Origin of the sequence: Fortiea contorta PCC 7126, from assembly GCF_000332295.1 — a bacterium.
Lineage (GTDB): Bacteria > Cyanobacteriota > Cyanobacteriia > Cyanobacteriales > Nostocaceae > Fortiea > Fortiea contorta.
Map to the genome: position 1 here is coordinate 1,126,405 of NZ_KB235930.1, position 24,087 is coordinate 1,150,491.

The window sequence follows — 24,087 nt, forward strand, 5'->3', positions numbered from 1 at the left end:
TCTAATCCCTCATCCCTAATCTTTGATCCCTAATCTCTAATCCCTAGCCCCTTATCTATCGGCTCTCATCCAGTTGCACCTTGGTAATTTGACTGCGGGGGATTTCGACTGTGCGACCTTTTTGATTTAGGTAAACTTTGTCCTCGTCCCGGCGAATCAATTGACCAGTCCACTCTTGTTGTCCGTCGTAGGGTGGAGAAGTGGAGATGATCACGGGAAATCCTTTGAAGGAAATAAATTCCCTGTCGGTCACAAGTTGGCGGGAAATACCAGGACTGGAAACTTCCAAAACATAGGTATCTGGAATGATCTCCGCCGCATCCAAGGAGGCTTCTAAAGCACGACTCATCCGCTCGCAATCATTTAACCCAGTATCTTGCTGGGGATTACGGATGTCTACCCGCAAAATTGGTGGACGTTGATTGGTGTGAAAAACCACACTGACAACTTCTAATCCCAGTTCTTCTGCTACTGGTGACGCCAAATCAATAATTTGTGGCACTAAAGGATGGGTCATGCGAGAATTCAATAAAAAAAGTGGGCGTTGACCCACTTCCTGCGATAGGGATATCTTCCAAGAAGCCTTGTGACGAACCCAGAATGGTTCGACTCTAATCTGAGTTTAGCGCATTTTTTTGGGGGCAGTGGGGATAAATTAATATATGGTTATTTGTTGTTTGTGATTGATCAAGGGTCAAGGCTGATTATCTTCGCTCTTTAGCGGGGATCATGGCACCAAAAGCTTGTGTGCGTAGTTGTCGGGTTTGGTCGATAATTTGGTCGATGTCTTCTTGAGATAAGCGCTGGACGTAGTTGAGCTTGATTTCTTCTAGAAAATCAAACACTAGGCTTTGAATTTCGGAAGTGACGTGTTGTTTCTGGATTTCACTGCTTAAAGCTTGGGTGAAACGCTGTAGTAGTTGGCTGGTAAGTTTTGCACCTACGGGATCTTCGACTGCGCTCACGAGGACGTTGTATAGATTTGTGGTGATTTGGGTTGCTAGTTGCTCGCTGAGTTGAGTTTGTGCTTGTCCTATTCCTGGTAAAGCTTGTAAGCTGCGGTAAACGGGGACTTGATGCATGACTGTGTTGATGTTGTGGCGTAAAATGGCGGTGATTTCTGGTTGTATTTTGGGAAATACTTCATAGACTACTGTTTGCATGAGTAGACTGGCGATCGCTTCCATTTCATTAATATTATTAATATCTATGTATGGACGCAGGTTTTCTTGTTGCGACAACCAGCGCGTTAACTCGCCTCTTTTAATTGATCCTTGAATTTGGTTAATCACTCTCACCACAACAATTTCGGTGATATCTTCGGCAAAATTTGCTACTATACCTTGATTAGCTTGTCGCCACACTGGATGCAAGTTTAATAGATGTGACTGGTCAAGGCGAATTAATACTGGTACTACTCGCAACCAACGCCAAAATGGTAGCAATAAAAACAAGTCATACCATCGCCACAAAACCGCATCTAACCAGCTAAAGCCTGGATGCCGACGTCTGATATAGAAGCTGCGTACCAGTAGTTCTAGAGCAAATATAGCTACAAAGGGCAGATCAATCAACCAGAAATCATCAACAAATTCCCCATCTTCACCAATTTTGCGGTAGAAGTTACTAGCGATTAAGGGTTTGATTTTCTGATTAAAAAAATTAATTTCTGATGTCCAGCCTCTTTTAGTTAAATATTCTTGACTCCAAAAAGTTTTAAAGGCTTGCTTGGCAGATTCTTGACGAATGCGATCGCGCATCCGATTTTTTATCTTTTCTAGAGTACCACTCTTCTGTGCTGCCGCAAACGGATTGCTTTCAATCATCTCCACACTCAAACGGCCCAGCTCTTCTAGCTGGGTTTTTGTTAGGGGCGACTGTAACCCTGTTTGGCTAACCTGTTCTTCTAATTTTTCTACGGTTTCTAGATAATTTTTTGTTTCTCGGTGCGGTTCAATGCCTTTGATGGGGTCATAAATTTGCGTAATTTGGGGAAATCTTCGCCAATAAAACTCTCGCCAAGGTACGTAACTTAAATTAAACAAAACTAAGCATAAATTTACTGTAGCAATGATTGCCATCAATCTTTCAAAACCAAGTTGCAGCCGCTTTGAAGTTGGGGAATGAGCCATTTTTAGTGTTGGATTATACAGATGTTCAATATAATTGTTTAGATTATATATTTTTGGCTATTTCCCGCAAACCGCTACCGTTAAGTAAAATATCTTTCTTGGGGTGGATGATTTTAATTATTAAAAAACATTAATTAAGTTAACCAATCAAACTCTCATGGCTTAAAAATCATTAATGATTGAGAAAAAGATGTTCAAAAAACTGAAAGTGTATTTGTCAATCTCTGTATTCTGCTGATTTCATCTAAAGGAGTTTTACGTATGTGGTGTGGGTTAGAAAAATCAAGTGTTACCATAGCTGCTATTTGCTTGATATCTAGCAGCATAGCAGTTTCAGATACAGTTTTTGCTGCTCGCCAGCGTGAATATACGCCTCAGCAGTTTCGTGCTGTTCTTAACGGATTAGGCTATAAAGTCAAGTTGACAAATACTCCCTTGACGGATGAAGAAACTAAAAAAGCAATCCGTGAGTTTCAAAAAGGTTACAAGTTATCTGCTGATGGAATAGTAGGCCCAAAAACTCAAGACCTCGCCGCTAGTATCATTCAAATTCTACAATCAAATTTGAATGCTGTCGTCAAGCCTTATCCTCCGTTACCCCGCGACCAATTCTATGGCCCGCAGACGCAAGCAGCGGTAAAGGAATTCCAGAAAAAGCTTCAACTTCAAGAAACTGGAATTGCTGACTTAGCACTCCGCCAGAAGCTAAATGAAGAGGCTAAGAAGGTTATAGAACAGCCTACTACTAAGCCGACACCAACAGCAACACCAACTGCTAAACCAACAGCAACACCAACTGCTAAACCAACGGCGACACCAACTGCTAAACCAACAGCAACGCCGACTGCTAAACCAACAGCAACACCAACTGCTAAACCAACAGCAACGCCGACTGCTAAACCAACGGCGACACCGACTGCTAAACCAACGGCGACACCAACAGCCACACCGACTTCTACACCCTAGCGGTGCGTTTCATTATATTTGGAAGAGGAGAGTATTAAATACTTTTCTCTTCCAAGTTACCAGTATTAAGCTCTCTGATTTGGCTCTTCTAACGGTCTACCCTTGGGAGTGGGTAACATTGGCCGACGGTCATCGTAGGGCATAGGGATATATTGTACAGTGGGGCGTCCTCCCTGGGGCTGTGGGTAAAGATCCATGAGTTGATAGATAGAACGGGGTAGTCCAACATTAACCGGCAATCCGATTTCTGTTGCTTCTTCTACGGTAATGGGGTAATCATGGGTGACGCGCCCGGTGGTTAAGGCTTCGATAATCGGTTCAATATTTTCCGGCTGCACTTTTTGCTTGGGTACGTTATCTTTGAGCAGAGTTCTGACAAAACGCTGTACCTGCTGGATAGCTTTGCGTGATAGGTCAGCCATAATCAGCGTTTGGTCATCAACTTCGCTGACGGGTTTATCTTCAACTACTTTGAGGATACTAGCAGCAGGAAAGTTACCCAGTTGAGGATCAACTGGGCCGAGGACGGCGTTAGCATCCATAATAATTTCGTCAGCAGCTAGGGCTAGCATAGTACCACCACTCATCGCGTAGTGGGGGACAAAGACGGTGACTTTTGCTGGGTGACGAATTAAGGCTCTAGCAATTTGTTCTGTGGCGAGGACTAGACCACCGGGAGTGTGCAAAATCAGGTCAATGGGGACTTCTGGTGGCGTGAGGCGAATGGCTCGCAGTATTTGTTCTGAGTCTTCGATTGTGATGTAGCGGGATAGGGGAATTCCTAATAAGCTGATGGATTCTTGGCGGTGAATCAGTAGGATGACTCGACTTCCACGTTGCTGCTGAAATTCCTGGAGAGCACGAACACGCTGATATTCTGTCTGACGTTTTTGCCAGATCGGTTGTAGAGAGGAAAGGAGAAGAAAAATCCAGAATAAATCGCCAATACCAAAGCCCATAGGATGGATAGTGGAAAAAACTAAGCTTGTGGTATGTATTATGACAATTTTTAGGCGATTTTAATTCTATCTAGGGGGTTAGAAATTTTGAATAGAAGTTAAGGACTGGAGATGGACGTATTTCTAGTTGTTCTAGATTAGAGGAAGTCAAGCCTAGCTGCTAATTTCAATGGATGCCATGCTACTCAATTGCGCGCTAACAAAGTCTGTATCAGAATTTACAACATTAACACCGATAATAAAATGAAGGCTGAAGGCTGAAACAATACAGATTTCATCCTTCATTCTTCATATTTGTTTATAGAGAACTGTAGCAAAAATGACAGTTCTTGTTTTACTAGCGGAACATACTACTTACTGAACTATCTTCATGAATCCGCCAGATGGTTTCCCCAAGGATGTTAGCCACTGAAAGCACTACTAACTGGGGAAAGCGACTGCTTTCTGGTAGAGGAATTGTGTTGGTGACAATCACCTCTTCAAACAAACCGCTAGACAACCGCTCTATCGCTGGTGGGGAAAATACTGCATGAGTAGCACAGGCGTACACTTGACGTGCGCCTTCTTCACGCAGCAACCGCGCTCCAGCGGCAATTGTACCGCCAGTATCGATAATATCGTCTACTAACACTGCTGTTTTGCCCTTAACATCGCCAATGACATTGAGAACTTCGGCGACGTTGTGAGCGTGGCGACGCTTGTCAATAATCGCCAGTGGTGCGTCGTTGAGTTTTTTAGCAAAAGCTCTTGCTCTGGCGACACCGCCGACATCGGGGGAAACAACTACAAGGTCAGGTAGTTGTTTGCTAGCCAGATAATCGAGCAATACTGGTGAACCATAAACATGGTCAAAGGGGATATCAAAATAACCTTGAATTTGGGCAGAATGTAAATCCATAGCCAAAACGCGGTTAGCGCCTGCTTCAGTGATCAGGTTAGCAACCAATTTGGCTGTGATTGACTCTCTACCGGCAGTTTTGCGATCGGCGCGGGCGTAACCATAATAAGGGATTACTGCTGTCACCTGTCGAGCCGAAGCTCGACGACAGGCGTCAATCATAATCAGTAATTCCATTAAATGGTCGTTGACGGGTTGACAAGTTGGTTGGATGAGGTAGACATCACAACCCCTGATCGATTCTTGGATTTGGATGTAGAGTTCTCCGTCCGCAAATCGTTTGCGGATCATGGGCCCTAAATCCATACCCAAATAACGAGCTACTTCTTGAGACAGTGGTACATTAGCGGAGCCAGAAAACAGCCGCAGGCGATGATTTTCAGTCAGTCCTGTTGCAGCTGGCTGCACTTTTAAAGTTGCAGAACTGAGCACAGCAGATCCTCGATGTGCATTCATGGCAATCTTAACATCAGCAATTTAGCAAATTTAACCGAAATAGTGTAAAAAAATATCTGTAAAAGTTAAAACATTTCTAGTTCAAATTATAGTTTGATAATTTTTGAGTGTTTTTGGTTAACAAACCATAGATAGCTTAACTGAATAATGAGGTTAATTGTGCATATTTCCTAATTTAAGACGTTTTCAATGAAAAACGAGAATAGGGGCTAGGGGCTAGGGGCTAGGGGTTAGGGGATAGGGGCTAGGGTTGAGAAATTCGGGGGGTGTTTTCATGAAACTGACCGGAAAATGAATTTAGAGATCAAGCAAAAGCAACGTCTTGACAAAGGTTTCTGGGAAAAGGCGATTGTTTTGTGGAGATGTTTATTTGTTTTTGTGCTTCGGTACTGAGCATGGAGTGTGAAAATAGAGTTGGGTAATGATGACAATACTTACCCTAGAGACATGGGGTGGCAAATTTTGCCAGCTTTGATTATGAGTCTGAAGATTGATTGCTGATGACAGTTTTCCGGTTCATCAGTTGGGTCAAAATTGTCGGGAGTGCTTCTGCATCTAATTTACCAACTGGAAATTTACTCGTTGGCTAGTGTATAAGAGTATCGCTGTAGATAACTGTTTGTCACCACTAAGACTGATCTTTGTGGGTGACTTTTTCTGATGTTGCCGTTAAACCTATCTATCGATCATGCAAGCACCCATCACAGTTGGCACTGTTTTACAAAATCGTTACCGCATAATTCAAATTCTCGGACAGGGGGGATTTGGTAAAACTTATTTGGCAGAAGATCACAGACGCTTTAATGAACTGTGTGCGATTAAGGAATTGATTCCGGGAACGACGGCGATTGATGTCTGGGAAAAAGCACAGGAAATGTTTCAGCGAGAAGCGGCGACTCTCTATCAAATCGAACATCCGCAAGTGCCGAAATTTCGAGAAAGATTTGAGCAGGACAAACGCTTGTTTCTAGTGGAAGATTATGTTGCTGGTAAAACTTACCGGACTATACTTGCGGAACGTCAAGCGGTGGGTCAATCTTTGACAGAGGTGGAAGGGTTGCAGTTGATCCGCCGTTTGCTACCTGTGTTGGAGCATATTCATAGTCGGGGGATTATTCACCGGGATATCTCTCCGGAAAATATTATTTTGCGTGATGGTGATGGTTTACCGGTGTTAATTGATTTTGGGGTGGTGAAAGAACTGGCGAGTCGATTGCAATCTCCCGATACTACAGCACCTGTGACTACGGTGGGTAAATTAGGCTACGCGCCTACGGAACAATTGCAAACAGGGTCGGCTTATCCGAGTAGTGATTTGTATGGGCTGGCGGTGACGGTGATAGTTTTGTTGACTGGGAGAGAACCTGGGGATTTATTTGATGAAACTCTACTAACTTGGAATTGGCAAAGATGGGTGAGAGTGAATCCGCGATTTGCTCAAGTTTTGCAGCGGATGTTAAGTTATGTGCCGGGCGATCGCTATCAAAGTGCTGCTGATGTTGCTCAGGCATTACAATCTGTAGACCAACCCGGTGTTTCTGCTCCTGAATTATCTCAAGTACAAACAATTGCTGTTGGTGGACGCCCTGATTTGGCGACGTCTGCAGCACCTAAAAAACCTGATCCGGTAATTACAACTAGCAATCAAAGTTCTGTTTTAGATAGTCCGTTGGCGATTGGGGCTATCGGTGCGGCTGTGGTGATTTTGGCGGGTGTTGGTTCTTGGGCGCTGGTAAGTTCTATTCGCTCTCAATCTCAGGCTCCATCGGCACAAACACCACCACAAAATTTTCCCGATCCTGTGATTTCTGGTGGTTCTACTTTTTCACCTGTGCCCACATCTACGCCCACGGCTAATGAGCCGATTCGATTGAGCAAGCGTCTCAATTTGGGAGCATCTAATATTGCTACAGTTGAAAGTACTCTGAAGGAAAATCAAATAATTCAATACTCTTTTTCTGGACGCAAGGGGTTAAGGTTAAATGCATTTGTTGACCCTGGTAACAGTATTTTGTTAACAGTTTTAGATGCTAATCAACAACCTATTGATGCTCAGGCGAAAGAAGTATCTTCTTATGAAGGTATATTACCGACAAATGGTAGATATACTATTGAGTTGACGCTAGCTCCAGGAATTACAGAACTTGACTATTCTCTAAATGTGTCTTTAGAAACATTAGTTAAACCGTCGCCTGTACCAACACTCACAGTAACACCGACGGACACACCTACACAAATACCGAATATTCCTACACCAATATTGACACCAACACCCAGGGTAACACCAAGAGAAACACCAGTAGAAACACCAGTAGAAACACCGACTGTTGAGCCGGAAAATGACCCAAATGCTACTCAACAAATCGATCCGGTGACTATTCCTAATAATTAGGGGATCGGGTAGGCGAAGCTTGAAGCTCAAAGGCTGACGCTTGAGGTTCAAAGGCTCACAGTTGAGGTTCAAAGGCTGACGCTTGAGGCTCAAAGGCTCACAGTTGAGGTTCAAAGGCTGACGCTTGAGGCTCAAAGGCTCACAGTTGAGGTTCAAAGGCTGACGCTTGAGGCTTAAAGGCTCATGCTTGAGGTTCAAAGGCTGACGCTTGAGGTTCAAAGGCTGACGCTTGAGGTTCAAAGGCTCATGCTTGAGGTTCAAAGGCTCATGCTTGAGGTTCAAAGGCTGACGCTTGAGGTTCAAAGGCTGACGCTTGAGGTTCAAAGGCTCATGCTTGAGGTTCAAAGGCTCATGCTTGAGGTTCAAAGGCTGACGCTTGAGGCTTAAAGGCTCATGCTTGAGGTTCAAAGGCTGATGCTTTAATCCCTGTGCTCCATGTCCCATGCTTTATTTGCCTAAGTAATATTAATTGTTGTTTACTTAATTAAAATAAGTTGTTGAATACATTACTGATTGCTGGAACTGATACAGACGCTGGGAAAACGGTTTTGACGACAGCGTTAGCGGCTTATTGGCAAAAGTATTATTCCCACTGCAGGTGGGGAATTATGAAACCGATTCAGTCGGGGGTGGGCGATCGCGAGTGGTATCAAAGGCTGTTTAATTTAGAGCAGACTGCTGAGGAAATAACACCTTTGTATTTTCAAGCACCGCTGGCGCCTCCCATTGCTGCAGCCAAAGAAAATCGCGGTGTGGATTTGGCTGTGGTTTGGGAAGCTTTATCTAAATTGCGATCGCGCCGGGATTTTGTCTTAATTGAAGCTTTAGGGGGTTTAGGCTCACCAGTGACTGCAGAATTGACGGTAGCAGATTTAGCTGGAGAATGGCGATTACCCACAGTTTTGGTGGTGCCTGTGAGATTAGGTGCGATCGCCCAAGCGGTAGCAAATGTGGCTTTAGCTAGGCAAGCACGAGTAAATCTCAAGGGCATTGTACTTAACTGCACACAACCCCGTACAGATACAGAAATCGCCGATTTGACGCCCGCAGACTTAGTGCGATCGCTGACAAATACTCCTGTTTTAGGCTGTTTCCCTTACTTAGATCAACTCGATGATTTAGACACACTAGCTCAAATAGCCTCAGACTTGGATTTAGGAAGGATGAAGGGTGAAGGATGAAGGGTGAAGGGTGAAGGATGAAGGGTGAAGGATGAAGGATGAAGGGTGAAGGATGAAGGATGAAGGCGATAGATGGGGATTTGATCGTGCCCAATGCCCCTGCCCAAACTTGCAGCAAGTGGGGGAGGATGTCACACTGAAAAGATAACTTCAGTTAGCTATCTGTATGGTATCTACCTTCCCACATCCCGCTTCTGTTGATTTATCTCGCGTTCGTCTTTCTATCCGTTCATTGCACCCTCTATTGGTAGAATGGCGGCGGCGATTGCATCAACAACCAGAGTTGGGCTTTCAAGAAAAACTAACTGCTGAATTCATTTCCCAGAAGTTGCAAGCATGGGGAATTGAGCATCAAACGGGTGTCGCCCAGACTGGTATTGTGGCTGTGATTAAGGGCGCAAAAGTCAGCAGTGAGAAAGTGTTGGCGATTCGGGCTGATATGGATGCTTTACCCATTCAAGAACTGAATGAGGTGGAATATCGTTCTCAGCGTGATGGAGTGATGCACGCTTGTGGTCACGATGGACATACAGCGATCGCTTTAGGTACAGCATACTATCTCCAACAACATCGCCACGACTTTGGCGGTACTGTGAAAATTATTTTCCAGCCAGCGGAAGAAGGGCCTGGTGGAGCCAAGCCGATGATTGAAGCTGGGGTACTGAAAAACCCTGATGTTGATGCGATTATCGGTTTGCATTTGTGGAACAATTTACCACTGGGGACGGCTGGTGTCCGGAGTGGGGCTTTAATGGCGGCGGTCGAGTCTTTCAATTGCCAGATTTTAGGTAAAGGTGGACATGGTGCTATGCCACATCAAACTATTGATGCGGTTGTGGTTGCTGCCCAGATTGTCAATGCTTTACAAAGTATTGTGGCACGTAATGTGAATCCAATTGATTCTGCGGTAGTCACTGTGGGTGAACTTCATGCTGGTACTAAGCGGAATGTAATTGCTGATTCAGCCAGAATGAGTGGTACAGTGCGCTATTTTAATCCCAATTTTAAGGGCTTTTTTCACCAGCGAATTGAGCAAGTAATCGCGGGAATTTGTCAGAGTTATGGAGCGAAATATGACTTGGAATATTGGGCACTATACCCGCCTGTAATTAATGATGGCGCTGTGGCTGAATTAGTGCGGTCAGTTGCACAAGAAGTGATAGAAACTCCGATGGGTGTTGTTCCTGAATGCCAAACTATGGCAGCAGAAGATATGTCATATTTTTTGGAAGCTGTGCCCGGTTGCTATTTCTTTTTAGGTGCTGCTAATCCCAGCAAAAATTTAGATTATCCTCATCATCATCCCCGATTTGATTTTGATGAAACTGCTTTGCCTATGGGTGTGGAAATATTTGTGCGCTGTGTGGAAAAGTTTTTGAATTGAGGCGGTGAAATGGTGTTATACCGATTATTTAAAAAGTTGAAAATGGCGATTTGAGTGAATTCGATGTTATTCGCCGCCGTTTACTGCTGGCAGAAAAAAGAGCGGTTAATGAGGGAATGTGGAAGCAAATTCTTTCAGAAGAAATTGTGCGATCGCGCATAAAAACTATTGATGAACAATTGCTTCAACTTGAGGACAATTCATAGCTTCTTTAAGATCCTGGCGATAAGGGTTTGTAGTTGTTTTGACTTTTAATCACCCTACCGGAACTAGTGAAAGAAATTCCTTGCTGAAAGTCAGTACCAATCATGACTGCCTCTACTATCGGTTCAGAGATTTCTTTTTGGGCTACCCACTCGACAATAAAGTTTGCTCCTAAACCGCCGCTGGTGTCATTTCTATTCACAAAAAAATCTGTCGAACCTAGGGCATCAAGTTGAATAGGGCGCTCTAAATGTTGCTTAACTAATTTTCCTGCTGAGTCATAATAACGCACAGAAGTAATGATCATAGGATTGGTTAAATCTGTATTACGAATACTGAGCGTAACTGCTAGTTGAAAAGTCTCCTGCCGATTGTGATGATAAATATGAGAATAGACAGGAACATAGATAGTTTGACCGGCTGCTGCTTGAAAATTTTTAGCCAAAGTCACTGCCTTTTGAGATGGAGTTGCCACAGTAGTATTCGGTTGTGACTTTGATGGCATCTGAGTTGATTTACAAGACGCAAGCAGAATTACAGCGATCGCTAAATAGAAATGTGGATACAGTTTCATTAAAGGTGATTTAGGAATGGCTCAATAGCGGTAATTTTATCTGGAAAGTCGAGCCTTTAGCCTCATTGCTGATCGCATGAATGTTACCGCCGTGAGCTTGGACAATTTGTTGCGCGATCGCCAATCCCAACCCAAATCCGCCGCTTTCTCTGGCACGTTCTGTGTCAACCCGGTAAAAGCGATCAAAAATGTAAGGTAAATCTGCCTGTGGAATTCCAATTCCAGTATCGATGACCTGAATTATTGCCCGATCTGGGTGAAATTCTAAGCGTAACCAGACACTACCACCAGACAAAGTGTATTTGCAAGCGTTGTTGAGCAAGTTTTCAACAGCTTGGCGCAGCAAATCAGGGTCAGCCCACACTTCAATGGGTTGTTCTGGTAAATGGCTGATCAAGTTGAGCGAGGCTTTTGCAGCTTGAGTATTGTAATCAACAGCTAAATTCTCTAGCAAGCTATTAAGATTAACTTTTTTGAGAGATTCGGGAGTTAATTTTCCCTGATGCCGAGCTAACAGCAGTAGGTTATTAACTAAGGTACTCATCGACTTGGCGCTATCAATGATGTTTTCCAGTGAGGGATGGATTTGGGGACGATCTGCCGCCATTAACTGCCCAACTTGGGCATTAGTCAAAATGGCAGACAGAGGCGATCGCAATTCATGAGAAGCATCTGATGTAAAGCGTTGCAGCTGGTTATAAGCTTCCTGAACGGGCTGCATAGCTATACCACCAAGCACCCAACCTGTAAGTCCAATTAACCCCAGTGCTATAGGCACAGCCAGCGTCAACATTAACTGAAATTGTCTGAGATCGTTTTGAGTCTCTGTCAGCGGGATAGCAACTTGAAGATAGCCGATGACCGAATTTCCGCCTTGAACAGGTAGCGTGACTTGACGAAGCGAAAGCGCCTCACCTGTTAACGGGTCAACGGACTTAATAGTGAGAAACCCAGATGCTGTTTGTAACTGGTCTGGAGGTGGAGTACCAAAAAACCGTTTGAGTTTGCCATTTGGGTCATACCAGCGAACATAAACCAGTTCAATATCAGCGGGGTGAGAACCACTACCCAATAGCGGTATATTGCTTAAATCGACTTGTTTTTGTCCTTGATACAGCCGATACTGCGAACTGGCTGCCATTAGCTCTGCTCTTTTATAAAGCAATTGATCTAATGCTTTGAGCTTGTCTTTAACTTCAAGATGATAAATCACCCCAGCAAAGAGAACGAGAATGCACCCCATTGAAAGGGTAAACCAACCAGCTAAGTTACGACGACTGCGGTTAAACACAAATAGAAGAATTCAGGAGTCAGAATTCAGAATTCAAGGTGTTTTACTTGATTGTAGACTCACAAATTAAATCTCAAGATGATTCTGGAGGGCTGAGGCGATAGCCCATACCATAGACGGTTTCAATCCAATCGGCTGCGCCAACTGTCTGCAAACGTTGGCGAAGTTTCCGAACTAGAACGGTGATTGCATTGCTCTCTGGCTCACTACCCCACTCCCATACAGTTTGCTCTATTTGATGGCGAGACAGGACTTGTCTAGGATGACGCAGGAAATACTCTAGTAATTGAAATTCTTGGCTAGAAAGGGAAACGATCGCCCCTTGTCGCTCTAAAATTAGTCTATCGAGATGAAGTTGCAAGTCTGCTAAACAGAGGGTGTCTCCTTGCCAGAGGGGCGATCGCCTCCTTAATGCCCGCACCCGTGCCATGAATTCTATAATATCAATTGGTTTGACTAGGTAATCATCTGCTCCTGCATCTAATCCTGTTACCTTATCGAGTGTGGTATCTTTAGCTGTGATCATTAATACTGGAGCAGTTTTACCCGCAGCGCGATACTGTTGACACAGACTTAGCCCACTTATCCTGGGTAACATCCAATCCAAAATCAGCAAGTCATATTCTTTTTGGGTCAAAAGCCATTGAGCAGTTTCTCCATCATTGACACCATCAACGTTGTGTCCAGCCTGGGAAAGAACCGTTTGCAGCGGCATTAATTGCTTTGGATCGTCCTCGGCTAGTAAGATTTTCATCACCTTTGTGCGGCTCGGACTTATTCAGAATAATGCATTGAGGCAATTTCAGCGTCTTTCATCAGTCAGAATTAATGTGTGATTAAGTATAACTTGGCAAAATCACAGGCAGGTGTAGTGTGTGGCATATTAGCAAACGTTGGCTGCAAGGGTTGGGATTAGAATTTTGCTTGCCTCTACCACTGGTAGCGATCGTGTTTTGGTTTGGCTGTAGTTTCTTGGCTGCTCAAGAGTTAAGCCAATCTTACTCTACTGAAAAAAAACTTCAGTCAGATACTCAACTTGAAGCACGGCTATCAGTCAATGTGTTGCTGATTAATGCCACTGTTAACCGAACTAGGAGAATTACCCAGGTTGAAGTCGAAACAGCAGACCCCATCCTGAAGCGATTGGAATTAGAACTGCCAACAATAGAATTCAGCCAGATAGAAGCGACAGTTGCCCAAGAACTAGGGCTACCTCGTCAGGATGTGAGGAAATTAGTACGGTATGAGATTGTGGAATAACATAATAGTTGCGATTAGACTTCTTGCATAAATCTTTTTTTGTTTCGCGCAAAGGCGCAAAGACGCAAAGAAGAACGCGAAAATTAGGACTTTTGCAAGAGGTCTATTGAACATCTTCCCAATTTGTACGTTGATTGCTTGTCCTTTAATTGCTTTCTTTTTATAACAATGGAATTTGATTTTAATAATTTAGAGCCTTTATTAGCGACTTTAACTAATCTTTTTGCAAACGCTGGCTCTGCAAAACAGGTGGCGGTACTTGCAGAGGCGACGGCCAAGATTGTGCAAATAGATTATGACAACTGGAACGGTGGAACTGAAATTTATAATTTCTACTTAACAATTCCTGATTATCTAGTTAGCCAAATTGCTAATGAGCAAGAGAACTTACCATTTTTGTTGAAAAGTAGATTACCATATTCTCGAATTAGTAGAATAGATTAAAAAACCTATGGTAATGATTAATTAAATCTCAATCCTTCTATTGATGTGTTTTCTACTATTATCTTTGCTGTAGCGGCTATAGATGCTAAATAGAAAATCCAGGCATCACCAGTATGTTCACTATATGTCCAATCTCCTAATGGTTCACCTTCAGTAGTGGTGACTTTGTATATTTTCCTTGGAATCAACGGTATATTTGTAACCATCATTTGTTAATACAGAAGTTGATACATCTATTTTAGCTGAAGGGGAGACGAAATAAGCTACAATATAGATTCAATAAGCTTCATGGCTCTTAAACCTTGTTGATAATGCTTCCACTTATTACGATTAATTCTCATTAATTGTGTGACTAAATCAATACAGCTATCCTTGAAATGTACCCATGTTTGACCATATAAGCCGATATAAAAACTACTGTGTCTCCGTTGAGAACGACTCCTTTCTTTAATCCGAGCTATATATTTTTGGATTCCTTTGCGTTTAATAAGTTGACCATTAATTGTTGCAGAGGTGTAAGCGATCGCTATCAACAAAACTAGAGAAATAAAACGTTCACCTTGAACATTAGTGTTTTCTAAGTTATAGCCACCTGTTTTGAAATCTCTAAACATTTCTTCAATATCAAATCGCTTTTTGTAAGCAGCAATTGCTGACTCTAGGGTGTCAAAATTTGTTAAAATAAACCATGCTTCTTTGGGTGCTACTCCGTTAATTTTACGTTGCCACTTACCAGCCACATTAAAACTGATAAAACCCTGAGTCTTTGTTACCTTAACTCCCTTGATAAAAAAAGATACTCCAGGAGTTAATCCTAAACTGCTTAACTCCATAAACATATCTTGTTTAATTTCTACAAATTCATTCTTTTTCAATCGCAAACAAAAATATACATCCTTGCTCTGAAGGTACTTTGCTAGTTTTACCGAGCAAAATTCTCTATCCCCCAACACACAGATTTTATAATCTTTCAATATTGCTATAACTGGCGATAATATTTTCTGCTGTTCCGTGAGATTACTACTACCTAATTTGGGCAGCAAACTAAAATATATTGGTATGGCTCTTTTATCCCAAATCACGCTGACCATTAATAAGTTTATCCGACTCCAATTAGTCCTATCAATTGCTATATAAATAATTTTTTCATTCTGGAAGTAGTTTGCTATTAGTTCTTGAATAATTGGCAACCAAACTTTTTCAATTGTGAGATTTGGTAATGATAAAAATCTTTGTATTCTTTTTCTTCTGCTTTCAAATTTAATTCCCAAAGGTAGCGCATTCGCTAATTTTTCTAAAGTTACTTCTTTGATTGACTGCAACAGATGTATCAAAATTTTTAGCAACAGATATTCTGCTAAACTCAATTGACTTTTTAAGTGCTTTTGGTACAATATAGCTAACATTATCATTAAGTAGGTCTTATTGACAAAACTAGACCTACCTTTTTCTATCACAAAACGCTACCCATCTTATACACCAAGCTTTTTAGGCTGTTTCGTCTCCCCTCCAGCTATTTTAGGCTTTTTATAGATTTTTTAGATAATTATTTTTTATACAACAAATTTGCTTGCAGCGAGGTATAAAACGTCATTGTTTCAATCCTAGTTCTTTCACTTCGTACCCTGCGGGATCTTGCTACAGGACGCTTCGCGCTTTTAAGGGTGGGTTTCCTCCTGCCTTCTGAATTGTGATTTTAGATATTGTCGTGGTAGGTGTGTGAATGAGAGGTTGTTTTAAAAGTGATTGGCTGTGATTTTAATTACGTTGTTACCCCCCTTAGTCCCCCCTTATAAAGGGGGGAAACAAGAAAAATCCGGTTCCCTCCCCTTTATAAGGGGAGGGTTAGGGTGGGGTAAAAATATTTGATACATCAATCATGACTTTTAAAACATCCTCTGAGCGCAGCGGAATGTGGGTTAAAAATCAGATTCTTTGGATTAGAACGCCTATTCTGATTTTAAGACCGCTAGGAGAATTCGCATTAGTTCTTCTAAATCTTCTGGAACTCTATAACTATTAATTGCTAATTCAAAATATTTGTTCGCTCTATCTAATCTAGCAAATTGCCATATTTTACCCGTAGTTACAGAACCGATCAAAATAGGTTGCTCTGTAATTGCAGGAGATTCTTCCCACTGATCTAGCGCTATCATTTCGGCAACTAATTGAGTGAATCCTCTAGTTAAATCCTCATATTTAGCTTCAACTACTAACAACTGCAAAGGTTGATAAGTTCTAATTAAATAATCTAAATTCCCCTGAAGTAGATTAGAAACTTTGATGCCAAATTCAATTCTTATCTGAACATTTGTATAATGAATTAACTCTAAGACTACCTTAGATATTATTACTTCTCTTCTTGCCAACTCTGTCGTTAAAGGTACATAGGGCAGTACTTCAGTAATTCTATCTCTCAGTTCAGCCAATCTATCTAACTCTCCTTGATATAGTGGTAACACTAAATTAACTAGGACTAATTTATATCCGAAATAATCAGCTAAGTCTTCTGAATAATAACCATTTTCAAAATACTTACTAAAGGTATAATTTTGATTAGGATCTAACTTCACTTGATACACCTCCACTTTCTAAAAAGTCTATCGTAAGCCTTAAAAGATTCTTGCTGAGTGAAGCGGACTGCTGCAGCTACGCCCGTCGTAGACATCGCTTACTAACGGCTCAACGATACACCAAAATGAATGCGTGAATTACTCAACTCAGAAAGCAAACAGATAAATTGAGTCAGCAATCAGCCTCATTGCTTGCCCAAAACGCCAAAATGAATGCGCGATGTACTGAAATGAGTAAGCAATCAGCCATTTTGCTTGCTGAATCTACCGAAATGAGTAAGCAAACTGGAGTTTGAGAAAGCATTTAAGCATTTTGCTTGCTGAATCTACTGAAATGAGCAAGCAAACTGGGGTTTGAGAAAGCATTTAGACATTTTACTTTTCCTTGTGCTTTCTTTATTCACTTTTTGTTCACATTTATAAGCAATCGTGGAATAGAAGGGTATTGAGCTAAAGCAACAAGGCTTTAAAAGCGTGGTTTTACTTATGTTGTGTGCAACAAATATGACGCATTTTATTGCTGTTGTTTATGTAAGCCGTTCTAACGGTAAGGTTCATGCTCACACTGCCAACCATAGTTACTGACTATTTCGAGATTATTAATACTTTGTTTTTAACTTACACATTTTTATAGGAGAAGTTGTGATGAATTTCAGTCTAGTTAGACATGCTACCTGCATCATTTCTAGTCGTCAGGCTCTAACACAGGTGCTTGATGAACTGAGAGCAATTGACTTTCCCATGCAGAAAATTTTTGTGTTCAATATGAACTCTGAACACGAAAAGTCACCCAAGGACGCTGATGCGAGTCATCATACCATCACTTCAGAAGAAGGTGCCAAAGCAGGCGCAATTACAGGAGGAACAGCTGGGGGTATCCTTGCACTCATCGGCGGACTTGGCATAATAATCATTCCTGGTGTTGGCCCAGCATTGGCAATTGAATCTGTGCTAGCTACCCTGTTGGCAAGTGGAGCAAGTGCAGCGGTTGGCGGTCTTTATGGTGCATTTCAAGGTTGGTTAGCTCCCGAAAGGCTAGTTAGACTCAATCATCCATCCACATCTCCAGAAGAATTTTTAGTGACGCTAGAGGGAACAGGGGATGAAATCCGGCAAGCAGAATACATTCTACGTCACCGGGGTGTGCGAGAGTGGCATGTTTGCGAACTGAAAAAAAGATTTTCATCGTAACGCCTTCAAGAAAACGGTTATTTTAATTTGGAGCCAGAGATGACAGCAAATGCGATCGCTAAAAATACTTTTCCTGAGACAACAAAAGATTTACAGAGTTATCAATGGCATACTCTCTCTGAACAACAGGTTTTGCAAATCTTAGCCAGCCATCCCCAAACTGGCTTGACTCATGCTGAAGCGGACATGCGACACCAGCAGATGGGACCGAATCAATTAACTGCTAAAGGTGGTAAAAGTCCTTGGCTAAGATTTCTAGAACAATTTAATGAACCACTGCTATATATTTTACTGGCGGCGGGAGTGGTGACGCTGCTGCTCCAAGATTGGATAGATGCGGGGGTAATTTTTGCTGTCATCCTGATTAACGTCACCATTGGCTATATTCAAGAATCTAAAGCAGAAGATGCGATCTCTGCTTTGTCTGCAGTTGTCACTACGGAAGCAACTGTGATTCGTGAGGGTGAAAAAACTCGTCTAGCTTCAACTGAGCTAGTTCCCGGTGATTTGGTGCAGCTAGCATCTGGAGATAAAGTACCTGCTGATCTACGGCTGTTAAGTTTGCGTGAGTTGCAAGTTGACGAGTCTGCTTTAACAGGAGAATCTGTTGCGGTGGAGAAAGCAACTCTATTGTTGGAGATGGAGACACCGTTAGCTGAACGAAGCAATATGGCGTATGCGGGAAGTCTCGTCACTTATGGACAGGGAGAAGGGATTGTAGTAGCGATCGCTGATGCTACTGAGACTGGTCGCATTTCCCAATTACTTGAAAGTAGCACAGGTCTGAAAACACCGCTGACGCGCAAAATTGACAAGTTTAGCAAAACTCTACTCTACGCTGTCTTAGGTTTGGCAGCTTTGACATTTGCAGTCGGATTAGGACAGGGTGGCTCTTGGATTAATGTTTTTAAAGCGGCTGTAGCTTTGGTTGTGAGCGCGATTCCAGAAGGATTGCCTGCGATTGTTACAGTCACTTTGGCAATTGGAGTTTCCCGGATGGCACGGCGACACGCGATTATTCGCAAACTACCTGCTGTTGAAGCCTTGGGAAGTACAACTGTGATCTGTTCTGACAAAACTGGGACGTTAACTGAGAATCAGATGACGGTTCAGGCGATATATACTGGTAATCAAAATTATACTGTCAACGGTATTGGTTATGCTCCAGACGGTGAAATTCTCATGGGTCAACAGCTCGTTGATTTGAATGCCGATGGACATGCGGCTTTACGAGAATGCCTAGAAGCGGGACTGCTCTGTAATGATTCTCACATTGAATGGCAAAACGAACAGTGGAGCGTGGTAGGAACCCCAACTGAAGGAGCATTGATTGCAGTCGCCCAAAAAGCAAGGTTAACGCCAGCTACCCTTGAGCAGGAGATGCCCAGAATAGACACCATTCCCTTTGAGTCGCAACATCAGTACATGGCAACTTTACATGAATTGGATGCAAAACGAAGGTTGAATGTTATTTATATTAAAGGTTCTGTGGAGGCAATTCTCCAACGTGCAGATCGAATGCTCGATACCCAAGGACAGCTTGCGCCTCTCAATGCTGCTGTAGTGGAACAAGAAGTTAAACACATGGCACAGCAGGGGTTACGGGTACTGGCATTTGCTAGAAAAGAAGTGGCAGCAAAGCAACAATCTTTGGCTCACACTGATATTGAGGATTCACTGGTGTTTTTGGGAATCCAAGGGATGATCGATCCACCACGCTCTGAAGCGATCGCTGCTATCCGTGCTTGTCAAGAAGCAGGAGTTCAGGTGAAGATGATCACTGGCGACCATGCACTAACAGCATTGGCGATCGCCCGCCAGATTGGAATTTGCTCCGCACAAGAGAAGGTATTTACTGGACAGCAATTAGCTCAGATGGATGAGCAGGAACTAGCACAAGCCGCTGAACAAAGCATGGTATTTGCACGAGTTGCTCCAGAACAAAAGTTGCGTTTGGTGAAAGCCTTGCAGTCAAAGGGTGAAATTGTCGCCATGACTGGAGATGGAGTCAACGATGCTCCGGCTCTCAAGCAAGCAGATATTGGTGTAGCTATGGGTATAGCAGGGTCGGACGTTGCTAAAGAATCGGCTGACATGCTTTTAACTGATGACAATTTTGCCTCAATTGAAGCTGCTGTAGAAGAAGGGCGCGCCGTTTACTTAAACTTGAGAAAGGCGATCGCTTTCATGCTACCAATCAACGTTGGGGAATCGATGACAATTTTAATTGCCATTCTATTAGCAACTGTTCTTCCCATCTTGCCGCTACAAATTCTCTGGCTCAACATGGTCAGTTCAGTAGCATTGATTGCTCCTCTGGCTTTTGAACCCAAATCTGGACAGGTGATGCAGCAACCACCACGTAACCCCAACGAAAAGCTGCTATCAGGTAGTCTACTTCAGCGTATTTTGGCGATTTCCGTTTTTAATTGGCTGGTGATTTTTGGCATGTTTCAATGGGTACTGCAAACTACAGGTAATGAAGCATTGGCGCGAACGATGGCGATTAATGGATTGGTGGTAGCAGAAGTCTTTTACCTGTTGAGCATTACCCAGTTTTTACCATCTCTAGTTGCCAGGATTCAAGGTAAACGAACACGCATAGCTTATGCACCAGCGATCGGAATTGTGGCTGTAGTGATTTTACAATGTCTGTTCAGTCAGTGGAGCATCATGAATCAATTTTTTGACACAACACCTTTAACATTGACCCAAGCTTTCATTTGCGTGGGTATAGGTTTGCCAGTAGTGTTCATAGCTCTCATCTTGCAGCATTTCGATCCGCTCAACTAATAGTGCGAAAGAAGCTGCTATGAAGGTTTCAACTGGAAGGTGCGACCTTCTTTTTAAATATCTGTTTTTTAACGCTAAGGTACGCCGAGGTTGGCGCTAAGGTACGCAGCGAAAAGTCTGAGCGGAGGTCTCCTCCGCTCAGAACTTTTCAAGACAGAGGTTTTATAAAAATAATTCGCTATGCACCAAAATAGTTAGCGGGATTTTATGGAGAATTGACTTAGAATGATTTTCGATTTTTTGAATAGGGATTGGGTGTTGATTTACCTTTTCCCTATTTTTATAGGATTTATTTAAGGCACATTCATTCCGCGCTGGACTGCGGGGCGCTGCTGCAGAGTTTCTACCCATCTATGAAGATTTGGGTGGTTATCTAATGTCAAGCCTTGCATCTCATAAATTGCTACCCAAGGATAGGTTGCTATGTCAGCGATGGAGTAGTCACCAGCGATAAATTCGTTGTCTGCGAGTTGTTTATCTAATACGCTATAAATTCGCAAGGTTTCTTTTTCATAGCGTTCGATGGCGTAGGGGATTTTTTCAGATGCAAATTTTTTAAAATGGTTGAGTTGTCCAAACATTGGCCCTACACCTCCCATTTGGAACATCAACCATTCAATTACTTGAAAGCGATTTTTTGGCTCTTTGGGTAGTAATTTACTGGTTTTTTCTGCTAAGTAAATGAGGATTGCGCCGGATTCAAAAACTGTAATTCCGGTTTCTTGGTCAACTATTGCAGGGATTTTGCTGTTGGGGTTGATGGCAATGTATTTTGGTGTGAATTGCTCTTGTTTGGTAATGTCGATTTTATGGACGGTGTAGGGAAGTGCGACTTCCTCTAACATGATAGAAGCTTTGCGGCCGTTTGGTGTTGTGAAGGTGTAGAGGTCAATCATCTGCTCGTACCCTGGAATATTGAGATTTCCGAGGATAGTCTAGCTTAAATAGAGGTTCGGAAACTCATTCATGAGTATCATGGCCTCATGGGCGAGTATTCAAGATTAATCAATGAGTATTAAAGATTGTAGAGAATCCAAATTTTGTTTCTCTACAAAAGTTTTGAGTACTACCCAAAGTTATTTTCAGACATAAATCTCATCCTAACGGAAGAAGAGTTACCAATATCTAGTTCATCCGCAAGGTTAATTTCCCTTTCTAGTAATGGTGTGCTGTACTTAGAAATAAGAGAAGTGTTTAATTTACAATTCCACGAAAAAGTAGAGATATCTAATGGTTAATACAAATTCTCATCCTCACTTTGAGCCTGAGATTGACCGGAATATAGAACCTTACACTAACGCAAATCCCGTGGAAGGTGGCGACCCAAATTTAATTCCTTATACTGACCCAAATCCGGTGGAAGATGGCGACCCAAATACGGAACCTTACACTAATCCAAATCCGGTGGAGGGGGGAGATCCGAATTTGATTCCTTATACTGACCCTAATATTGAGCCAGTGTAGCAGCCCTTGGTAGAGACTGGAATTTTTTAATTCAGTTGTGTTGATCTAGGGGCACTAAAATGTAGGCTGTCTGGTTATTGGGTACATTCACATTCTGACCAGTGGTAGACTTGACGTCTGTCACTGTGCTTTTAATAGTTTCGCTAACACCTTCATTTGCGCCCTTAACAATATCGACTGTATTTGTAACAGTGTCTTTAATTTCAGTTCCTGTATTTTTAACGGTGACTGCTGCATTTTTAACAGTGTCGTTAAAGTCAACTGCTGTGACTTTGACTGAATCTCCCACATCTTTTACTGTTTCGTTAACGCTACCAGCCACAGTATTAATGGCTTCCCCCACACTTTTAATAGTCTGGTCGAAGTTCTCTGCTACGCTTTTAACTGCGTTACCTACACTTTTGACAGTCTGATTAATCCTGGGAGCCGTACCGCTCATAGCTAAGGCTCCAGCTATTGCGCCTAATGTTGCTCCAATGAGTGTACCAAATACTATTTTTGCTATCTCATTATTTGCTGATTCATCGACTGTGTAAGTGTAAGGTTGATTTGTATTATTATCAATAATTTCTTCAGGCTGCTCCAGAGGTTGCTGGTTGCCGTTCATGGTCATTTTCTCCTGTTTTTTAATGTCAAAAACTGCTTGATTGATATTTTTTGATATGAAAAAGTACCGTAGACGAGAAGAAAAAACGGGTGCAAAAATAGTTTTGCAAGAGGGAGAAAGGGTTTTTTATCAGCCACTTTCTCCTTTACTCTTATCCTTTTTCTCAATAAAAGCAACAAACCTAATCAATTATTGAGTCATCTTTTTTCATGTTGTTTGTTCTTCGAGGGAAGCCATGGAAGTTCCCTCATCTGTGGAGGTGGTTCGTTCACTGATTGATGTATCTGTCCAATTAGAGTCGGAAATGTAAACTCCAGCGTTATCTTGTTGACCTCTGCTACTTTCATAATTTCGATTTTGCTGGTTTGTTGTAAATGTGCTGTCTTGATATTGATTGTTGCGATTTTCTGTGTTGAATGTTTCTGTTGCGGCTTTTGCTCTCTGGCTGACATCTTGCACGGCTTGGTTAACACTGTGTGATGTATTTTGCACTGCGTCTATTGTGTTTGCTGTTGTTTGCTGGATTCCCTGAGCAACACTTTGTGCTGTATCTAACGTGCCACCTATGATGGTGTAGCTAGTGCCTTCGGCGACGCTTTTAATGGCGTGACCTACGCCTTGTGCGGTTTGGCTAAAACCTTCACCTATAATCTTGGCTGCTTCTCCCAAACCTTTGAGTGTGTGGTTGAAGCCTGAACCTATTCTGTCGCCAGCCAGAGCACCAGCTAATGATCCTAGGGTGCCTCCAATTAGTCCGCCTAATAGTACTCTAACTAATGCCGAGTTCATCTCTGGGCTGGGCATACTGCTATTAGTTTGAGATGTCATTCTGGGAGCATTGACATCTGTGTATACGCCAGTTCCCGTGTTGGTTCTCGCTGTACCACTGCTCGGTTGATTTGTTGTGAAGCGATTAGTATTTTCGGTTCTAAAGGTTCCTGGGTCGATATTTGTTCCTGCTGTATTAGTGTTGGATTGATCTGTGGTGAAGCGATTAGCGTTTCCACTTTGATCATCTAGAACCTGTCCGCTTTCAACCATAATAATTATCTCCTTGGTTAACCTTTGTTAACCTTCGTCTGTTGCTTGCTCCATAACACCAACTTTAACGATTAAAAATTGACGTTTTACCGTTCTGGAGGCAGACATAGTATGGTATGAAGTCTGTCTGTAGTGGAATTTATGGTTAAGTTTGATTGTATTTAGTTATACAAAATTACTGTTACCAATTATCAATACAATTGGTGATGATGTGTATGGTTGTTAATTTAATGAAGTTTTTGTTGAGGTCAGGGGCTAGGAAATAGAGACTAGCTAG

General features: G+C 42.4%; 22 protein-coding genes. 10 read left to right on the top strand and 12 right to left on the bottom strand.

What is annotated here, in order from left to right; genetic code table 11:
• Positions 1–55: 55 nt before the first annotated feature.
• Positions 56–517 carry a ribosome maturation factor RimP gene (gene rimP, locus MIC7126_RS0105330; protein ID WP_026100051.1) on the bottom strand — a complete coding sequence of 154 codons (462 nt, stop codon included), beginning with the start codon at positions 515–517 and terminating at the stop codon, positions 56–58.
• A gap of 187 nt (positions 518–704) precedes the next feature.
• Positions 705–2,132: a hypothetical protein gene (locus MIC7126_RS0105335; protein WP_026100052.1), complete on the bottom strand. Its 1,428-nt coding sequence runs from the start codon at positions 2,130–2,132 to the stop codon at positions 705–707.
• Positions 2,133–2,393: 261 nt separating this feature from the next.
• On the opposite strand from MIC7126_RS0105335, the gene MIC7126_RS0105340 reads away from it, so the two are divergent.
• A complete protein-coding gene (locus MIC7126_RS0105340; protein ID WP_017652097.1) occupies positions 2,394–3,098 on the top strand; it encodes a peptidoglycan-binding domain-containing protein in 705 nt (234 codons plus the stop codon).
• 65 nt (positions 3,099–3,163) lie between these two features.
• Here MIC7126_RS0105340 and MIC7126_RS0105345 read toward each other — a convergent pair whose 3' ends face one another.
• The gene (locus MIC7126_RS0105345; RefSeq protein ID WP_017652098.1) at positions 3,164–4,057 is read right to left on the bottom strand and encodes an SDH family Clp fold serine proteinase; all 894 of its coding nucleotides are present in this window, start codon (positions 4,055–4,057) and stop codon (positions 3,164–3,166) included.
• Positions 4,058–4,394: 337 nt separating this feature from the next.
• The gene (locus MIC7126_RS0105350) at positions 4,395–5,411 is read right to left on the bottom strand and encodes a ribose-phosphate pyrophosphokinase (RefSeq protein ID WP_017652099.1); all 1,017 of its coding nucleotides are present in this window, start codon (positions 5,409–5,411) and stop codon (positions 4,395–4,397) included.
• Between the two features lie 688 nt (positions 5,412–6,099).
• Here MIC7126_RS0105350 and MIC7126_RS0105355 point away from each other — a divergent pair.
• From MIC7126_RS0105355 to MIC7126_RS30160, 4 genes are all read left to right on the top strand, one after another.
• Positions 6,100–7,803, top strand: coding sequence for a serine/threonine-protein kinase (locus MIC7126_RS0105355; RefSeq protein WP_017652100.1), 1,704 nt, complete (start codon positions 6,100–6,102; stop codon positions 7,801–7,803).
• Between the two features lie 497 nt (positions 7,804–8,300).
• Complete coding sequence (gene bioD, locus MIC7126_RS0105365; RefSeq protein ID WP_026100053.1) at positions 8,301–8,984, top strand: dethiobiotin synthase; 684 nt, start codon at positions 8,301–8,303, stop codon at positions 8,982–8,984.
• 166 nt (positions 8,985–9,150) lie between these two features.
• Positions 9,151–10,368: a M20 metallopeptidase family protein gene (locus tag MIC7126_RS0105370; RefSeq protein WP_017652103.1), complete on the top strand. Its 1,218-nt coding sequence runs from the start codon at positions 9,151–9,153 to the stop codon at positions 10,366–10,368.
• A gap of 50 nt (positions 10,369–10,418) precedes the next feature.
• Positions 10,419–10,574, top strand: coding sequence for a hypothetical protein (locus MIC7126_RS30160; protein WP_017652104.1), 156 nt, complete (start codon positions 10,419–10,421; stop codon positions 10,572–10,574).
• Positions 10,575–10,579: 5 nt separating this feature from the next.
• On the opposite strand, the gene MIC7126_RS0105380 is transcribed toward MIC7126_RS30160, so the two are convergent.
• The 3 genes from MIC7126_RS0105380 to MIC7126_RS0105390 all read right to left on the bottom strand — a co-directional run bounded on the left by MIC7126_RS0105380 (position 10,580) and on the right by MIC7126_RS0105390 (position 13,191).
• Positions 10,580–11,146: a DUF3124 domain-containing protein gene (locus MIC7126_RS0105380; protein WP_017652105.1), complete on the bottom strand. Its 567-nt coding sequence runs from the start codon at positions 11,144–11,146 to the stop codon at positions 10,580–10,582.
• A 10-nt stretch (positions 11,147–11,156) separates the two neighbouring features.
• Positions 11,157–12,437, bottom strand: a complete 1,281-nt coding sequence (locus tag MIC7126_RS0105385; protein ID WP_017652106.1) for a sensor histidine kinase — start codon at positions 12,435–12,437, stop codon at positions 11,157–11,159.
• Between the two features lie 73 nt (positions 12,438–12,510).
• Positions 12,511–13,191, bottom strand: coding sequence for a response regulator transcription factor (locus MIC7126_RS0105390; protein WP_017652107.1), 681 nt, complete (start codon positions 13,189–13,191; stop codon positions 12,511–12,513).
• 119 nt (positions 13,192–13,310) lie between these two features.
• Between MIC7126_RS0105390 and MIC7126_RS0105395 the strand changes: the two genes are divergently transcribed.
• Together MIC7126_RS0105395 and MIC7126_RS0105400 are read left to right on the top strand one after the other, a co-directional pair.
• Positions 13,311–13,697 carry a hypothetical protein gene (locus MIC7126_RS0105395; RefSeq protein WP_017652108.1) on the top strand — a complete coding sequence of 129 codons (387 nt, stop codon included), beginning with the start codon at positions 13,311–13,313 and terminating at the stop codon, positions 13,695–13,697.
• A gap of 168 nt (positions 13,698–13,865) precedes the next feature.
• Positions 13,866–14,141: a hypothetical protein gene (locus MIC7126_RS0105400; protein ID WP_017652109.1), complete on the top strand. Its 276-nt coding sequence runs from the start codon at positions 13,866–13,868 to the stop codon at positions 14,139–14,141.
• Positions 14,142–14,404: 263 nt separating this feature from the next.
• Here the strand turns inward: MIC7126_RS0105400 and MIC7126_RS0105410 are convergent, their stop codons facing one another.
• Entirely contained in the window at positions 14,405–15,547 is a 1,143-nt protein-coding gene (locus tag MIC7126_RS0105410; RefSeq protein WP_017652111.1) for an IS4 family transposase, read from the bottom strand.
• Between the two features lie 543 nt (positions 15,548–16,090).
• Positions 16,091–16,714, bottom strand: a complete 624-nt coding sequence (locus MIC7126_RS0105415; protein WP_154655833.1) for a hypothetical protein — start codon at positions 16,712–16,714, stop codon at positions 16,091–16,093.
• A 645-nt stretch (positions 16,715–17,359) separates the two neighbouring features.
• Between MIC7126_RS0105415 and MIC7126_RS0105420 the strand changes: the two genes are divergently transcribed.
• Both MIC7126_RS0105420 and MIC7126_RS0105425 read left to right on the top strand, forming a co-directional pair.
• Entirely contained in the window at positions 17,360–17,905 is a 546-nt protein-coding gene (locus MIC7126_RS0105420; protein WP_017652113.1) for a hypothetical protein, read from the top strand.
• A 39-nt stretch (positions 17,906–17,944) separates the two neighbouring features.
• The gene (locus MIC7126_RS0105425) at positions 17,945–20,698 is read left to right on the top strand and encodes a cation-translocating P-type ATPase (protein WP_017652114.1); all 2,754 of its coding nucleotides are present in this window, start codon (positions 17,945–17,947) and stop codon (positions 20,696–20,698) included.
• A 293-nt stretch (positions 20,699–20,991) separates the two neighbouring features.
• On the opposite strand, the gene MIC7126_RS0105430 is transcribed toward MIC7126_RS0105425, so the two are convergent.
• On the bottom strand, positions 20,992–21,594 hold the full coding sequence (locus MIC7126_RS0105430) for a glutathione S-transferase family protein (protein ID WP_017652115.1): 603 nt from the start codon (positions 21,592–21,594) through the stop codon (positions 20,992–20,994).
• 334 nt (positions 21,595–21,928) lie between these two features.
• Between MIC7126_RS0105430 and MIC7126_RS0105435 the strand changes: the two genes are divergently transcribed.
• A complete protein-coding gene (locus MIC7126_RS0105435; RefSeq protein ID WP_017652116.1) occupies positions 21,929–22,162 on the top strand; it encodes a hypothetical protein in 234 nt (77 codons plus the stop codon).
• 31 nt (positions 22,163–22,193) lie between these two features.
• Here MIC7126_RS0105435 and MIC7126_RS0105440 read toward each other — a convergent pair whose 3' ends face one another.
• Both MIC7126_RS0105440 and MIC7126_RS0105445 read right to left on the bottom strand, forming a co-directional pair.
• The gene (locus MIC7126_RS0105440; protein WP_017652117.1) at positions 22,194–22,769 is read right to left on the bottom strand and encodes a hypothetical protein; all 576 of its coding nucleotides are present in this window, start codon (positions 22,767–22,769) and stop codon (positions 22,194–22,196) included.
• A 207-nt stretch (positions 22,770–22,976) separates the two neighbouring features.
• The gene (locus tag MIC7126_RS0105445; RefSeq protein WP_017652118.1) at positions 22,977–23,810 is read right to left on the bottom strand and encodes a hypothetical protein; all 834 of its coding nucleotides are present in this window, start codon (positions 23,808–23,810) and stop codon (positions 22,977–22,979) included.
• Between the last annotated feature and the right edge of the window lie 277 nt (positions 23,811–24,087).

What these genes read in the sequence shown, in the direction of transcription:
- MIC7126_RS0105370 (WP_017652103.1), top strand. Translation starts at nt 9,151, where the DNA reads ATGGTATCTACCTTCCCACATCCCGCTTCTGTTGATTTATCTCGCGTT.
- MIC7126_RS0105445 (WP_017652118.1), bottom strand. Translation starts at nt 23,810, where the DNA reads ATGGTTGAAAGCGGACAGGTTCTAGATGATCAAAGTGGAAACGCTAAT.
- MIC7126_RS0105345 (WP_017652098.1), bottom strand. Translation starts at nt 4,057, where the DNA reads ATGGGCTTTGGTATTGGCGATTTATTCTGGATTTTTCTTCTCCTTTCC.
- MIC7126_RS0105350 (WP_017652099.1), bottom strand. Translation starts at nt 5,411, where the DNA reads ATGAATGCACATCGAGGATCTGCTGTGCTCAGTTCTGCAACTTTAAAA.
- MIC7126_RS0105335 (WP_026100052.1), bottom strand. Translation starts at nt 2,132, where the DNA reads ATGGCTCATTCCCCAACTTCAAAGCGGCTGCAACTTGGTTTTGAAAGA.
- MIC7126_RS0105420 (WP_017652113.1), top strand. Translation starts at nt 17,360, where the DNA reads ATGAATTTCAGTCTAGTTAGACATGCTACCTGCATCATTTCTAGTCGT.
- MIC7126_RS0105400 (WP_017652109.1), top strand. Translation starts at nt 13,866, where the DNA reads ATGGAATTTGATTTTAATAATTTAGAGCCTTTATTAGCGACTTTAACT.
- MIC7126_RS0105440 (WP_017652117.1), bottom strand. Translation starts at nt 22,769, where the DNA reads ATGAACGGCAACCAGCAACCTCTGGAGCAGCCTGAAGAAATTATTGAT.
- rimP (WP_026100051.1), bottom strand. Translation starts at nt 517, where the DNA reads ATGACCCATCCTTTAGTGCCACAAATTATTGATTTGGCGTCACCAGTA.
- MIC7126_RS0105425 (WP_017652114.1), top strand. Translation starts at nt 17,945, where the DNA reads ATGACAGCAAATGCGATCGCTAAAAATACTTTTCCTGAGACAACAAAA.
- MIC7126_RS0105430 (WP_017652115.1), bottom strand. Translation starts at nt 21,594, where the DNA reads ATGATTGACCTCTACACCTTCACAACACCAAACGGCCGCAAAGCTTCT.
- MIC7126_RS0105340 (WP_017652097.1), top strand. Translation starts at nt 2,394, where the DNA reads ATGTGGTGTGGGTTAGAAAAATCAAGTGTTACCATAGCTGCTATTTGC.
- MIC7126_RS0105355 (WP_017652100.1), top strand. Translation starts at nt 6,100, where the DNA reads ATGCAAGCACCCATCACAGTTGGCACTGTTTTACAAAATCGTTACCGC.
- MIC7126_RS0105410 (WP_017652111.1), bottom strand. Translation starts at nt 15,547, where the DNA reads ATGTTAGCTATATTGTACCAAAAGCACTTAAAAAGTCAATTGAGTTTA.
- MIC7126_RS0105390 (WP_017652107.1), bottom strand. Translation starts at nt 13,191, where the DNA reads ATGAAAATCTTACTAGCCGAGGACGATCCAAAGCAATTAATGCCGCTG.
- MIC7126_RS0105380 (WP_017652105.1), bottom strand. Translation starts at nt 11,146, where the DNA reads ATGAAACTGTATCCACATTTCTATTTAGCGATCGCTGTAATTCTGCTT.
- MIC7126_RS0105435 (WP_017652116.1), top strand. Translation starts at nt 21,929, where the DNA reads ATGGTTAATACAAATTCTCATCCTCACTTTGAGCCTGAGATTGACCGG.